Origin of the sequence: Corynebacterium sp. HMSC074C01 (genome assembly GCF_001814605.1) — a bacterium.
GTDB lineage: Bacteria > Actinomycetota > Actinomycetes > Mycobacteriales > Mycobacteriaceae > Corynebacterium.
This window is the reverse complement of the sequence record NZ_KV817274.1, coordinates 82,149-96,103: the sequence shown is the minus strand read 5'-3', so window position 1 is coordinate 96,103 and position 13,955 is coordinate 82,149. Positions and strand designations below refer to the sequence as shown.

Below are 13,955 nucleotides of genomic sequence, written 5' to 3'. Positions count from 1 at the left end.
TAGTCAGTCTAGCGTCTCGCCCCGACACGTCACTCCGAGCGCTGCCAATCCAGCAGATCGATACCTTGCTCCGCCACCGCCTGCTGCAGCGCCGGCACGCCTTCCTCGACGGCGTAGGCGTACTCGGCGTCGCTCAGCATCAGCAATTGGCAGACCAGCGTCAGGCGGCCCTCCTCCGCCACTTGTGGGGTCTGGCCGCCCCACAGGTACGGAGCAATGAGCATGCCATGGCGCACGCTGAAGCGAGCGAAGCGCTTGTCATCCTCCGCAAAAAGCTTGGGCAAGAGCAAGCCCGGCTGCGCGGGCAGCAAGCCTGCGGCTTGTTTAAGCAATGCCGCTGCCGCGCTCACCGCAGCGGCAACCTCCGGTTGGCCGGTGCGTGCAACGGTGAGCAGTTCGCAGCGCACGTCGATCCCCTGCTCAGCGTGCGCCAAGCCGGTATCCACATCAGCGAAGCCACACGTGACCGCGAGGGACTGCTCGCCCTCCAGCGAGGCTAAGCCCAAACGCTGCCCTTCAACATTCTTAAACTCGAGGTCAGCGGGAATAATCTGGTCGAGCCAGTAGGCCGTCTCGTCAGAGTTGATTGCCCTATGCCCCCAGCTTCTCCAGTGCGGCGAGCAGCACACAGGTGGCCACGCCGTCCATGGCTGCCTCAACTTCCTCCTGCGGCGGCAGGGACGGGGCCAAGCGAATGTTGTGGTCCTTCTCATCCTTGCCATAGGGGAAGGCCGAGCCGGCCTTGGTCAGGAGAATGCCGGCGTCACGGGCCAGCTCCCACACGCGGGTGGCGGTGCCGTCCATCACGTTGAGGGAGATGAAGTAGCCGCCCTCCGGGTGGGTCCAATCAGCGATCTCATGATGGGTGAGGTTCTTATCCAGGATGCGCAGGACTGCCTCAAACTTCGGCGCCAGCAGCGCAGCGTGGCGGCGCATAACCGCGCGCACGCCCTCGGCGGAACCGAAGAACTCGTAGTGTGCCAGCTGGTTAATCTTGTTCGGGCCAATGCCGCGGATACCGGCGTGCTCCAGGTACCACTCGAGGTTGTCCTCGGAGGAGCCGAAGAAGCTCACGCCGGAGCCGGCGAAGGTGATCTTCGACGAAGAAGACATGGCCCAGAAGCGGTCCGGGTTGCCTTCTTCCGCAGCGATATCCAGGATCGGCAGAATCTCCGGGAAGTCCTCAGTCAGCGTGTGCACGGCATAAGCGTTATCCCACACGATGCGGAAGTCCGGCGCACCAGTCTCCATTGCGGCAAGGCGGCGGGTCTTCTCTTCAGAGATGACAGCGCCCGAAGGGTTGGAGAACATCGGCACCACCCACATGCCCTTGACCTGCGGGTCCTTGGCCAGCTCTTCTACCGCCTCAATGTCCGGGCCGTCTTCTTCCATCGGTACCGAAATCAGCTCGAAGCCGAAGGATTCCGTGATGGCAAAGTGGCGGTCATATCCCGGGGTGGGGCAGATCCACTTGATGGTCTCTTCCTTGGACCAGGGCTGCTCAGAGCTGTTAGTACCGAAGGTGTAGGCCCACAGGACGAGGTCATACATGATGTTCAGGGAGGAAGAGTCCGCCGCGACGAGGAGCTCTGGGTCCATGTTGGTGAGCTTGCCCCACAGCTCGCGCAGCTCCTTGATGCCCTTCTGGTTACCGTAGTTACGCAGGTCATTGCCTGCGGCATCGGTGTAGTGGCCGCGGCCCGGCAGGACGAGCAGATCATTGGACAGATCAAGCTGGGCCTTGGACGGCTTACCGCGGGTCAAGTCAAGATCCAAACCCTCAGCCTTGAGGGCCTCGTAGTCCTTGCGCACCTGCGCGGCAAGCTCAGCAAGCTCGGACTTTTCAAGATTAAGAAGAGACATCCGTCTTCCTTCCGGGACGTAGTGCGGACATATGGCAACCATACTAACGCCCCGTTACATCCCCCGTGTTAAAGCACACAAAATAAAAGGGGACCCCGCGCACCCGCCAGAGCCTCCTGACCCTTGCTGCATTCCTGCCCTGGGGGAGTTCAGAGGATGGACGCCACGCGGAATCCTGCGGTCTAGCCTAGCGTGCCTTGCTTGCCGACGCCAAACCGCTCCCCCACCACCCAGCTCCCACTCCGCCTCCAGGCGCACTTCTTACCTCGAGCACCTAAATGCTCAAGTTCTTTGCGCTGACCTGGCGATTTTGCTTCATTAGGGGGCTCATGTAATGTTTCTCAGCGGAGGATTCGACTAGCGGCCTATGTCACACGCCTGGAACGCGTGCGGGAGTCACATCCCTCAGGGGTTCAAATCCCCTATCCTCCGCCATTAGGAAGTCCCCTGGATGTCATCATCCAGGGGACTTCTTCTTCATCTCTTCTTGGCTTCATCTCGAAGCCAACCCGTTTCACCACGTATAGAACTCCAGAATGTTTCCGTCTGGATCCGAAATGTAGGCGGAATAAGAACCCCATGGCATTTTCTTGGGTGAGGCAGAAACCTCGCGATAGGAATCTGGAAGTTGACTCCAGTACTCGTCGACGTCCTCGACAGAAAATTGGATTACTGCTCCGCCGGGGGTTGCCGGACTAGTGCTAGTAGCTGAAGCAAAATCTGAAGAATCGAATACGCCAATTACACTGCCATCAAACGACACTTCAAAATATCCTTCTCCAGCATTCAATGGCTTTACCTCGGAGTTTGGAAGTCGATGGTAGAACTCCCATGAGGCTTCGATATTGCGGGTCAAGATTGTCAAATGATCGAATCGCATGATTGGCATAACCTTTCTTGCTAGGCCAAAGATTAGTTGCGATTATTCCAAACACCCTTTGCACGTGTGCGGTTTTAGAAATCGAGGCTATTGGATTCTTCATGCGATGACGTGAAGCCTTCAAGCAAAGGAACCAAAGTAAAGGCACCATTTGCGAGACCCCAAGCGGAAACCCCCAGGTGGTTACATGCAATACTTCGCATAAGGTTTCAGTACTTTGGTTTCTTTGCAGCCCGACTGCCAGCCGTGCAATCCAACCCGAACGCTGTTAATCGAACTCGGGAGCTTCGAAGCCGTCTTCCTTGAGCCACTCCACATGGGGCGGGGTATTCATTCCCCACTCGGTGCGGGCGAGCAGGAAGGCCTCCTCCACCTCGGGCTCCGTGTAACCGCCATCGCGCAGATACTGGCGGAAACCGTTGGACCCAGGCTCCTTGATCCAGAGCCACACGTAGTCATCCAGCGTGCTATCCCCCAGGATGTCTTCCATGCCCGTCGGCAGCAGCTCACGCCCGGCGCGTACGCGCTCCTCCAGGTCCTCCTCGAAGAAGTCATAAAGGTAATCTAGACCGTCTTCCAGCTGGGCGTACTCATAGGCGTCCATTGATTCGCTCCTCTCGCCACCATTCTTAGCCACGGATCAGCACTCCCCTCAACTGTGTTTCTTTGCGCCGAGGGACATCCGGTCGACGTCGGCAAGCACTTCATCCACAATCATGGGGTTGAATTCCCTGTCGCGGCGCAGACGCAGCAATTCCTGTTGGGCACCGGCAAGAGCTGTTCGCCGCGCCGCGAGGGCCACCTCACGGGCCTCGATGGCCATACGCAGACGAGTCGTAGCGTCCTCGCCGTCCTCATCCTCACCGAGGCGATCCTCAAACCATCGGGCGATATTCGCCGCAATGTCGGGATCCAGTTCCTCATACTTCGCGCGCATCGCAGCGATACCGGCTTTACGCGCGCGGGAGGTAATGGTCGCGCGCATCTTATCCGTGGCTGCCTGCGAATACGTGGTGAGGTCGAGCTGACGCATAAGCCACGGCAGCAGCAGTCCGGGAATCACCATGGTCATGAGCAGCACCACGAGGGCGATAACGGTCAACTCGTTATAGAAGCTCAAACCACTTGGAACAGACAGAACCAGCGCAAGAGTCACCAGACCGCGCATGCCGGACCACGTCATAAGCAGCACTTCTTGCAGGCGCAGCGGCGCCAGGCGTGGCTTCCCGCGGCGCTTGTTAATGAGATAGAAGGCGTACATCCACACCAAGCGCACGAGGAAGGCAACAACGGACAGGATGACGCCGATGATGACCGCATGCCAGAGGTCCGCGCCCGCCGCGTCGATGGCACTGAACACGGTCAGGCCAATGAGGCCGAAAGCCACACCCGTGAAAAGCAGCTCGACGGTCTCCCAGAATGACTGGCCGGAAAGGCGGTCCTCGGCTTGAATCGGCGCGCGGGAGTGCAGTTCCACCGCGGCAATCACCACCGCGATGACACCGGAGGCACCGAGCTCCTCCGCGGCGATGTACACGGCAAAAGGAATCACCCACGTCAAGGCGTTGCGAGCGATAACCTCGTGAACCGCACCGACGAACCACGAAGACACGCGCCCCACGACGAGCCCGAGAATGGTGGCTACCGCCGCGGAATAGAGGAAACGCGTCACCGCTTCCCCGGCGTGCATCTCCCCCGAGCTCGTCACGGCTTCCAGGGCGAGGTGGAAGGCCACAATAGACGCGGCATCATTGAACAGGCCCTCAATCTGCAGCACGGAAATGATGCGCCGCGGGATACCGGCTGGTTCTGCCACGGCCTCGACGGCCACCGGATCTGGCGGAGCAATCGCGGCGCCGATAAGGATGGCGGCAGCGAGCCCCAAGCCCGGCATGAATGCGCGAGCGGTGAGTCCCACCGCCAGGGTCGTAGCTACCACGAGCAGCACGGACAGCGCCAGGATGGTCATCCACTGTTCACGAATGACGCCCCACGATGTTCTCCTTGCCAGCGCCCACAACAATGGCGGCAAGAAGATGGGAAGAATGAGGTCAGCGGGCACGGAGAATTCAAATGTGCCATTCGAGAAAGTGGCGTACACCGAAACCGCCACCGCAGTAAGGATAGTCAAAAGCGCCGGCCAGGGAAGCCCTATTTTGTCCCCTACCGCCTTGACGATGACGGTCAACAGCATCAGGCCAATAAGGACAAACAAAACTTCCATGCTGAGCTTCTCTCTCCGTTAAATTTTTTGTTCTCAGACTACCGCTGTACAGCCGGCGAGGGTGAGGAGTTACACAGCACCATCCCAAACGAAGGCCTCTCGCGGCAGCTTCTCCGGCTGAAACTGTTCGCACAGCTCCTGCACGGAAGAGGCCTCATACCCTAAGGATTGGGCCAAGAGCTTGACGACGTCCCCCGCATCCCTACCGTGCCCCTCGAGCAGCTGACGCAGGGTCACCGCTCCATCGCGCTTGGACAAACGCACACCCTCAGCGTTGAGCACGAGCGGCACGTGGACGAACTCCGGCTCCGGATAGCCCAGTTGGTGCGCGAGGTACGCCTGGCGCGGGGCCGAAGACAGCAAGTCATCGCCGCGCACGATCTGATCTACGCCTTGGAAGGCATCGTCGACAACAACCGCCAGGTTATAGGCCCAGTCCATGCCCTGGTTCGGGTCGGCCGGGGGCTGCCCGCCACGGCGCAGGATGAAGTCATCCACCTCCCCGGTGTACTCGCCCGCGAAGGCGTCGTGGATGGTGAAGGAGGAAACGTCGGCAAGCAAGCGTATGGCTGGCACGCGGTTCTGGGCGGCGAGTTCGGCGCGTTTGGCGGCCCGTTCATCGTCGCTAAGCGCACGGCACGTTCCCGGATACTGCCCGGGGATGGCATGCGGGGCGCGGGAGGCTTCCTGGATATCTTTGCGCGAACAATAACACTCGTAGGTTGGAAGCTGCGCCAGCGCCGCCTCATAAGCCGCGTAGCGATCCTGCTGGTAAATGACCTCCCCATCCCAGTCCAAGCCAAGCGCGGCAAGGTCCTCCAACTGACGCTGCGCCGACTCCCGGGAGGAGCGCTGCGTGTCAATGTCTTCCACGCGCACAAGGAAGCGGCGCCCGCTGCTCCGGGCGTAGAGCCAAGCCAGCAACGCCGTGCGCAGGTTACCCAGATGCAGATCGCCGGACGGGCTCGGGGCATAGCGCCCGGCGGGGCTGAGAAAATCCATGGCAACCAGTCTACGAGGAGTCCCGCGCGCGTCGGAGTCCTCTACTAGAATCTCCCCCATGGCTTCTGATGCGACGTATCCTCTGCTTGATTCTGCCGACGCCGAAAAGATGCTCGCCTTCGCGCGGGCCCAGGCGCCAGGGGTTTCTCTCCCCACCGATGAATCCGCCCACATTGATGAGCAGATCAACCGAGTACTCGCAGATGACAGGTTCCTGGGAAGCGTGGAGGACGCCCTCCCCGCCGCCCAATACTTGGAGGCCCGCGAAACCCTTCGCGTGGCTGCCGGCACCATCGAGAACATCGACGATTCTCTCACCATTGCCTCACTAGGCGCGCTGACCGGACAGCCCGCGCTCGTGGCTACCGGCTATACCCGCGTGGCCCGCGCCTGGTTGGATAACAACAACACTGAAGAAGCAGAAAAATTTGCGGCCAAGGCAGCTGCAGCTGGCGACGACACGGCGTTGAATGAGATTTCCGCAGCGCGCACCGCGGCCAGCCAGAAAGACTTCTCCGAATCCGCTCCCGCCAGCGCGGAGGTGTCCTCCGGATCCGCAAGCAACACATCGCTGGCCGAGCTACAAGAGCGCCTAGAATCCGCCAAGAGCGGTGATGCGAAGACACACGCTGCAGAGTTCGTGGCTATCAACGACGCCGTCACCGGAGGAGATTTCGACGGCGCAGGGGCCACGATGGGTGACATCCTCCGCACCATCCTCGAATCCGCCGTGGGCGCGCTTTGGGCATCTAATTCTGCCGCCGACTGCGAGCGCGTGGCTACGCAATCTTTCACCATCCTCTCCAACGCACGCGCGGACGAGGAGTACCAGCAGCTCCCCGCAGTGATGCTGGCCCGCTTCTATAGCGATGCCGCACAGAACTCCTCTTCGGACCTGGAGCAGCGGGTGGCCTGCTTTGCCGCTGCTGCCCGCGAGTTCCAACGCTGCGGAGACCTCGATGGCGAGCTCCATGCTTTGCTCAAGACCGTGGCCCTCGATATTCGCCACAGCGATCCGGAGGAGGCCTATGACATCCTGGCCTCGCGCTACGTGGATTCGCTGAAGCTCGAGAGCCTTCCCGTATCCGCCAAGTGGACCGTCCTGTATTCCGAAAGCCTCCGCGTGCAAGCGCAGGACATGTTTAAATCCACCCAGGTTTTGCTCGACTTCTTGGATCGGCACCCTGTCGCCGAAGCCACGACGCCGTCGGAGCAAAACGCCATGGCGGAGGTCGCCGAACTTTTAGGTGATCGCTACTCTTCCGCCGACGCAACAGACCGCGGGCGCAAGATGTACCACATTGCGTTCAACCTCTTTGCCGCGGCTAACAACGTCCGCGCGCTCGAGGAGCTGCGCAAGAAGGCTTAAACCACACGTGACAAGGTCTAACCTTGTCACGCTTGTCACGCTTGGCCGCCGAACCACTGCCGGTTCGCCGGCAGCCACAGCAGCACAATGACCACCGCCGATGCAATGGACGCGGGCATGACCGAACTCGCCGGAATGAGCAGCACCACGATGGCGCTGATAACGGTCAGCGCAATCCGCGCGGACTGCTGCGCGTGCAGCACATAGGTGGTGAGGGCGCACACCAAGAGAACCAGTACGGCGAGTAACACGCCCAGCTCGGTGGAAAGCTGATCCGTGCGGCTTACCGCCGCCGGGCTGTTTTCAAAGGCGATGAGCCGGCAGATGTTATATACCGCGTAGCTCGTGATGAAGACCTCCAGTACCGCTGCAATCTTCAGCGGCCACGGTGCCCATTGCGCCTTCATATCAGCTGCGCGGCGGGTCTGACGGACCGATTCGGTGACTTCGCCGTAGCGATAGTCCGGCGCGGGTGCGGCAGGCGAGCCCGGTTGCGGGGTTCCTGGTGGTTGTGGGCTACCGAAGGTCATGACACATCCTGCGCAAAGACACCGCGGCGGCTCAGCAGCCAGCGGATGGGATCCAGAACGCGGTAGGGCGCAATGCCGCTGCGCGCTAGCTGGCGACCCGTCGGGGCCTCCCCCAACGCGGAGACCACGAAGAAGCTACCGTCGCGCGGTGCTGCCGAGTAGAGCTTGTTGATGAGGTCATTAGCACCCAAGAAGCGCAAGAGCGATTCGGCTTCAAGGTGGACCATCCAACGGTCCGAATCGCGGAAGTTCCATCCGGTATCCCTACGGAAAGCGGAGCCGCGGTTGGCCATGAGCTTCTTCCAGCGCACGTCATCCACCTGCTCAAGTTTCTGCACCGTGTCGAACTTCGAGATGGTCACGGCCAGCGGCGGCGGAGTATCCGTATCGAGCAGCGCCAGCAGGTTGTCCAGAACCCGCAAGGAATCCGCACCGAGCTCACCAATATTGGGAATCAGGCCGTGGATAAAGTCCTGAATCTGCTGCACACGCAGCGGGTCAAAGAGGAAAATCACCAAATCCGCGTGGGAGAAGAACGCGAGGTTCTCACGGTCGGCTTCGCTCTCCGGAGGATTCTCCAAGTCCTCACCCGCCACGTCACGGAAGACCAAGTAATTCATGCGCTCGTGTCCCTGCTCATCAGGCCACTTGCCGAGCTCAAAAATCAGCGGGTCGCGCTGGTAGGCGTCTGTAGCCACCGCACTTGGAGTGGGGTCCATGGCACGCATCTCCTCAAAGAGCGGCTTCTCATAGACCTCGGCGTAACGCTCGCGCGTGGATTCATCCGCCGCTTGGACGGAGCGGTTGTGCTTGTGCGCCAGCTGCTTGAGCTGCTTGATCATCACCGCGGTGTAGAGCGACTTACCGGAGTTACGCGCACCGGCCATGGCCACGCAATGTGTCACGGCGTCGGTCCATCCCTGCAGCAGCTCCCGGTTGGTGTACGGGCTCACCGTCACACCATCCTCGAGCGGTTTAAAGGTCCACGGGCAACGTGCCTGGCTCATTAGTTCCTCTCTTTCAGCATGGCGGTGACGCGATCGGTCAATTCCGAAAGCTCCGTGTTCACGCCGGATTCGAGCTGCTTGACGACGTCCTCGTCGATCACCGCATAGGCCACATGAGCCGGGGTTCCGTTGATGCGCGCGAGCTCCAGTTCCTGACGGCCGATGGCGCTCGTGATGAGCACGACGGTGGGCACGTGGGTCTCCAGCATGGAGGCCACGGGAGAGTCGGTGACGTAAATGACCAGCGAGGACGTGGAGGTGAGAGTCGGCAAGCGCCACGGCCGCTGGCCTACGCGCTCCGCTCCACTATCAATGACGCCCGCGATGAAACGGGTCAGCTCATCCACCTTATGGGTCTCGATGCTGTCCTGCCCATCAGTGGCGCGGAAGTGCCGGAAAGCATCGGAGAGCGCATCGATGTATTTGGCGGTCGCCTCGACGATCTTCGGTGTGACATTGATCTGCATGGAGGCGGAGCCATCGACGACCACGGTGACATTATCGAGGTCTGCGACATCCAGCTCCGCGCGGCGCATCTTGGAGCGCACCTCACGGGCTGAATCTGTAATTCCCGCGCCTTCAGTCGTGCCGAATGCTTCCAAGCGGTAGCTGCCGGATTCCGGGGTGACCTCGGCGAGGCGTTCGGCGGAGTCCTCGGCGGCGTCGATAAGCACGCGCGGGAACGTCACCGAATCACTCGCGTTGCTCACCGTCAGACGGACCTCGCTGCGCAGGCCGAAGGTCCCATTCCGCTTCGGGCGCACGACAATGGTGGCGCGCTCGGGCAGAGAGTGCACCATGATGGAGAGGTCGTGGACGCGCACGGCATCAACGCCTTCTCCCAAAATCGCCAGCTCCATGGAGGCGCCGCCGGTTCCCATCTCGAAGGCTTCGACGCGCAGGATGCCGTCTGAGCCGATGCGGCGGGACTCTCCGTCCCGCAGTGTGTATTTAGCCATGACGCTTCTTTCCTTCTCTTACCTTCCAGGGAATCCTGTGTTTTGACCGGGAGCGGCTCCCCGGTGCTGCCATGCTGTGTTCGGTTCAAAAAGCGATGGTCCTGGTCGCTGCTGCATGGGAGCTGAGCGCTCCGCCAGCAACTGTGTCGTGCCATCCAGCAACATGGCGACGCGCCCCGTGGCATAGCGCTCGCAATGATCCAGTGCGATGATTCCCGCAAAGTGCGTAGCGGTGAGGTATCCGATGTGCTCGAGCTCGCGGTTCTCCCAGGGCTGCAGGGCATCCTCAGCCAAGAGGTTGAAGTCCCGCGGGAAATAGAACACCCAAGAGGCAACGATTGCGGACATCAGCAGCTTGTCCAGCCCCTCACCCAGTGATGATTTGTCGAGGTAGGCCAACTGGATTGAGCGACCACGGTTAACGTCTAGGTGCTCGATCCACCAACGCGGATCGAATTCCTTGAGTCTATGCCACTCCTCGGCGCTGAGCCCAGGAACGTTGGCGTTGCCGCCCGCTGCCGTTGCCGGCGCGGTGTCTGCACCAGCAGACGGCGCGGCCTCCGCCTTCGTAGCAAAGGGGTTCTCCTGCGACGTGCTCAACTCAGGCGCATCGAGGGGATTCGGCGGAATACCCGCAGGGCCAGTGCCCGAGGGCGCAAAAGGTGAGGAGTCTACAACAGGCGCTCCGAAATCAGCTGGGTCCTGACCCCAGGAATCATCAAAGCTTTGGAAGCTCTGCGCGTCTCGCTGTGCAGGTTCGCTATCGGTTGCAGCGTTCTCCTCTGCTGTGGGTGTCGAAACTGTGCGCTGCTCGGCCTGCTCTTGCTGTGGCTCCGGGGCCGCAGACTCAGCTTCTTCCGTGGCACTTGCTTCATAGGAGCTGACGTCTGGAAGGGCCTCATCGAGAGCGAACACGACTGGATTACCGGGGATCGCCGTCTCCGCGAGACGCTGCTTCTCGCTCGGCGGCACCACGAGCATGGTGGAGGTGCTCAGCGGGAATTCATTGATGGCGGCGGCCTTTTCGAAAGTAGAGAAGCCGAAACCATCCTCCCCCACCTCGCGGGCGGTGGCAGCAATCCACAGCGCTGCCTGGTTATCCGGGGCCACGAGAATGACTAGGCCGTTGCGGGAATTCAACACCGTGGCCATGGCAGAAACCAGCGCACGGTTGAAGCTCGGATTCGGGTTCGGGGTTACCGCCTTGAACGGTGCGGGAAGCTTCTCTGGGTAGCGGAACTCGCCATCCAGAAACTCTTCTAGCAACACGTCCGAGTGCAACGGTCCGCGCGCTGAGATCTTTCCGGAATCTGTACCTTGTCCACCTCGTAGATGGAAAAAGGCGCTGGGACGTCAGGAGAAAACAGAACCGTCGCCGGTGTCGGCGGGGTTCCCGTGCGCGAAATCGACGTGTAGGTGAAGACGTTGCCTCCGCGGCCGGTCGCATCCAAGCCCGCGGGGACAGACACCATGGTGACCCACTTTTCCGCCTCAGGGGTGAGCGCAAAGACCGCGGTACGACGAACCAGTTCCGCGCGCTGCTGGGCAGAGGGGAAATCCGGGATCGTCGTGCCGTTATTGAGAGAGGTCGGTACGAAGGACACGAGCTCAGCCAGCTCTTCCTGGGTGATATCACCGGCCTTCTGACCTACTCCCCAGCCACCGGCGCGGCCATTGGCACGGGAAAATGATGCATAGCTAAAGGCGCCGCCCATAACTACTGGCCTCCTTGGAAGTACTGATCCTGCGAATAATCCTGCCCGTAGTTCTGCTGCTCGTAGTTCTGCTGCTCATACTGCGCCTCATAGTTAGGAGCCTGATTCTGCACGGGTGGGTACAGCCCCAGCCTGTAGGACACATCGCCTTCCACCACCACGGCTTTATCCGATGCGCTCAGCGTCGAGGAAGCATCGCTATAGCTCTCCGCGAAGCCACTGAAGGCATCATCACCGCCGAAGCTGTCGAACGAGGTATCAACCTGGCTATCAAAGCCCTCGACGGCGAACAGGCGGATGAAGCCACCGCGCTGAATGCGCTCCCCGAGCGACACCGTGAAATCTGGGTGCTGCCCGCGCATCGGGCCCAAGCCATGAGCCACGTGCGTGGTGCTCTGCAGGTTGGTCTCCACAATGCCGAGTGCCTCGCCGTCTTCGGGGAAGAGCGGCAGGCGGTCAGCACGGTAGACCACCTGGCAGGAGAACTGGCGCTTATCGCCGTTGCCCAAACTCCAGAGGAACACCCTGACTTGGCCTTGGGAGTTATCGACCTCAAAGTCATAGGTCACTGGGCGCAGACCCTCGTACTGGATCACGCGCTCGTTGCCCTCGGTGCGCTTGCCCGCGAAGACCGCGTAAGGCTTCAGCCGCACGGTATCGCCGTGCTGATCGAGGTGCAGGCGGATGCCTCCCTGGAGGTCGTAGTCCTCTTCGCGGATCTGATCGTGCTCGCGGTTGGTGGAGTACTCCACCGCCGTCGCGCCCTTCGGCCAATCGAAGGTGATGAGCTGGCTGTCCACGCGCTCAATGAGCCGGAACTGGTCATCCTCAATAGACTGCACGCGCTGCAGCACCTTGGATTCGCCCACCCAGGCATCAGCATCGTTGAAGTTCACTGGGGTGATGTACACCTCGTACCAATCTGGCGGCCACGGCACCGTGGTGGTTTGGAAGGAACCCGGTTCGGACACACCGCGGGTCTCACTGATAGCACTCGACAGCGCGCTTTCGACGTAGGTCTTCGGCACTGCGGACGTGCGCAGGTCCGCCTGCGGAGCGGTGGGCGTGAGATAAATCTTTACCTCGCCGGTCTTGGGCGAGTACCAATCCACCTCAATGGTGTCCTGCCCGTATTCACTGCGGCGCTCACAACGGGAGAGCTCCAGCTTCTCCAGCTCGCTGGCGAGCTTCACGGAGCGCTGGACTGCGACTTCGTCTTGGCTTTGCTCAGTAGCGCCGTGGAACTCCGCCTGGCCCAGCAGAGAGATGACGACGGTCTGTCCGGTCTCTTGCACCGGAATAGTCGCTTTGCGCCCGCTGCTGTCCACGTCTTGTTCGAAGCGCGGGGACAGCTTTTCCTTCTCGCTATCGCGGCAGGCATAAACCATGGCGCTCGAGTGTCCCGGCAGCAGGTCCCAGGACACCTGGATGGCTCCCTTGATAGTGGACACCTGAACATTCACCGGCGGGAAGACCACGCCCGTGTCTCCCATGAATACCGGCTGGCTGTTGACGAGCTCGCGAAGGTTGCGGCCCTTATAAGCCCATACCGCGTAGTGGCGCAAGCCTGTCTCGCCCGGCTCGTGTTCGCGGTACGCGGTTCCCTTGGTGTAGACGAGGGTGTCACCGGCATCCGGGGACGCCACCATCTCTGCGTCATCGGCGACGACTCGGTAGAACACCACCTCATCCGGTGCGTGCTCCAGCTCCGGCCACCACAGGCGCACCGGATGGCGCTGATCAGAATCCTCCGGCTCCGGTTCTGGTTCTATGCCGTATCCAGGCTCTTCTTGAGATTCCTGCTCCAGCGCCGCCTCTTGTGGCACCTCAACTTCAAAGTCGATGCCAGGGGCTTCCCAGTTCGGGTCCTGGCGGAACTGGTACTCCGCCTTAATCCCAAAGTCTGGGATTTTGATGTAATCATCTTCGTTGACCTGAGTCTTTTGCTCTTCCTCAGCCTGCAGTGCCTCCCACTCGGCGAAGAAATCGTGCGGCTGTGCCGCTGCTGGCACCGGTTGGGGTTGAGCCGCAGAGCCTGCCTGCGCTACACCGCCGGCTGCAGCGGCACGCTGTGCTTGCTCGCGTTGGCGAGCCTGCGCTTCAGCTTGTGCGGCGCGCTCGCGTTCTGCGCGCTCCTGTGCCGCCCTCTCTTGTGCCGCGCGTTCCTGCTCGGCACGTTCTTGGTCCACCACAGCATTGCGCGCCTGCGCGCTCATCTCCGGATACTCCACCGCTTCGCCGTTATACGCGGCGGCGATCTGCTCGGCGAACTGCCTAAACGGCGCTGATACAGCCGCGCGCACATCGTCGGCGTTTACGCGCTTGAGCTGGTGCAGGGACTTAAGCTCACTCAGCGGCACATCCGCAATCGAAGGTTTCTGGTTGTGTGTCATCAACGTTCCTTAA

General features: G+C 61.0%; 13 protein-coding genes, 1 tRNA gene and 1 other RNA gene. 2 read left to right on the top strand and 13 right to left on the bottom strand.

Annotated features, from left to right (window positions below; genetic code table 11):
- Nucleotides 1-29: 29 nt before the first annotated feature.
- The 3 genes from HMPREF2978_RS04965 to ffs form a co-directional block, all read right to left on the bottom strand.
- Nucleotides 30-506: a suppressor of fused domain protein gene (locus HMPREF2978_RS04965; protein WP_083298950.1), complete on the bottom strand. Its 477-nt coding sequence runs from the start codon at nt 504-506 to the stop codon at nt 30-32.
- 85 nt (nt 507-591) lie between these two features.
- Nucleotides 592-1,863 (bottom strand): aspartate aminotransferase type Ic, encoded by a 1,272-nt coding sequence (locus tag HMPREF2978_RS04960; protein ID WP_070744431.1) that lies wholly within the window; start codon nt 1,861-1,863, stop codon nt 592-594.
- An 81-nt stretch (nt 1,864-1,944) separates the two neighbouring features.
- An RNA gene (gene ffs / locus HMPREF2978_RS04955) (signal recognition particle sRNA small type) lies at nt 1,945-2,043 on the bottom strand.
- A 166-nt stretch (nt 2,044-2,209) separates the two neighbouring features.
- Between ffs and HMPREF2978_RS04950 the strand changes: the two genes are divergently transcribed.
- Nucleotides 2,210-2,298: transfer RNA gene (locus tag HMPREF2978_RS04950), tRNA-Ser, on the top strand.
- A 79-nt stretch (nt 2,299-2,377) separates the two neighbouring features.
- On the opposite strand, the gene HMPREF2978_RS12790 is transcribed toward HMPREF2978_RS04950, so the two are convergent.
- The 4 genes from HMPREF2978_RS12790 to gluQRS all read right to left on the bottom strand — a co-directional run bounded on the left by HMPREF2978_RS12790 (nt 2,378) and on the right by gluQRS (nt 5,969).
- The gene (locus HMPREF2978_RS12790) at nt 2,378-2,743 is read right to left on the bottom strand and encodes a VOC family protein (protein ID WP_168166442.1); all 366 of its coding nucleotides are present in this window, start codon (nt 2,741-2,743) and stop codon (nt 2,378-2,380) included.
- 268 nt (nt 2,744-3,011) lie between these two features.
- On the bottom strand, nt 3,012-3,347 hold the full coding sequence (locus tag HMPREF2978_RS04945; protein WP_070744426.1) for a hypothetical protein: 336 nt from the start codon (nt 3,345-3,347) through the stop codon (nt 3,012-3,014).
- A gap of 48 nt (nt 3,348-3,395) precedes the next feature.
- The gene (locus HMPREF2978_RS04940; protein ID WP_070744424.1) at nt 3,396-4,967 is read right to left on the bottom strand and encodes a cation:proton antiporter; all 1,572 of its coding nucleotides are present in this window, start codon (nt 4,965-4,967) and stop codon (nt 3,396-3,398) included.
- A 69-nt stretch (nt 4,968-5,036) separates the two neighbouring features.
- The gene (gluQRS, locus tag HMPREF2978_RS04935) at nt 5,037-5,969 is read right to left on the bottom strand and encodes a tRNA glutamyl-Q(34) synthetase GluQRS (RefSeq protein WP_070744422.1); all 933 of its coding nucleotides are present in this window, start codon (nt 5,967-5,969) and stop codon (nt 5,037-5,039) included.
- A gap of 58 nt (nt 5,970-6,027) precedes the next feature.
- Between gluQRS and HMPREF2978_RS04930 the strand changes: the two genes are divergently transcribed.
- On the top strand, nt 6,028-7,338 hold the full coding sequence (locus HMPREF2978_RS04930; protein ID WP_070744420.1) for a hypothetical protein: 1,311 nt from the start codon (nt 6,028-6,030) through the stop codon (nt 7,336-7,338).
- 35 nt (nt 7,339-7,373) lie between these two features.
- On the opposite strand, the gene HMPREF2978_RS04925 is transcribed toward HMPREF2978_RS04930, so the two are convergent.
- Genes HMPREF2978_RS04925 through HMPREF2978_RS04905 form a run of 6 tightly spaced genes read right to left on the bottom strand, consistent with a single transcriptional unit; the run spans nt 7,374 to nt 13,942 of the window.
- A complete protein-coding gene (locus HMPREF2978_RS04925; protein WP_070744418.1) occupies nt 7,374-7,868 on the bottom strand; it encodes a hypothetical protein in 495 nt (164 codons plus the stop codon).
- Complete coding sequence (locus tag HMPREF2978_RS04920) at nt 7,865-8,875, bottom strand: TRAFAC clade GTPase domain-containing protein (RefSeq protein ID WP_070744416.1); 1,011 nt, start codon at nt 8,873-8,875, stop codon at nt 7,865-7,867. Before HMPREF2978_RS04920 ends, HMPREF2978_RS04925 begins: the two co-directional genes overlap by 4 nt.
- Nucleotides 8,875-9,834, bottom strand: a complete 960-nt coding sequence (locus HMPREF2978_RS04915) for a hypothetical protein (RefSeq protein ID WP_070744414.1) — start codon at nt 9,832-9,834, stop codon at nt 8,875-8,877. Before HMPREF2978_RS04915 ends, HMPREF2978_RS04920 begins: the two co-directional genes overlap by 1 nt.
- 18 nt (nt 9,835-9,852) lie before the next feature.
- Nucleotides 9,853-11,100: a GAP1-M domain-containing protein gene (locus HMPREF2978_RS04910; RefSeq protein WP_246818728.1), complete on the bottom strand. Its 1,248-nt coding sequence runs from the start codon at nt 11,098-11,100 to the stop codon at nt 9,853-9,855.
- On the bottom strand, nt 11,094-11,549 hold the full coding sequence (locus HMPREF2978_RS13450) for a GAP1-N2 domain-containing protein (RefSeq protein WP_246818727.1): 456 nt from the start codon (nt 11,547-11,549) through the stop codon (nt 11,094-11,096). Before HMPREF2978_RS13450 ends, HMPREF2978_RS04910 begins: the two co-directional genes overlap by 7 nt.
- A gap of 2 nt (nt 11,550-11,551) precedes the next feature.
- Entirely contained in the window at nt 11,552-13,942 is a 2,391-nt protein-coding gene (locus tag HMPREF2978_RS04905; protein ID WP_070525194.1) for a SaeA-related protein, read from the bottom strand.
- Nucleotides 13,943-13,955 lie beyond the last annotated feature (13 nt).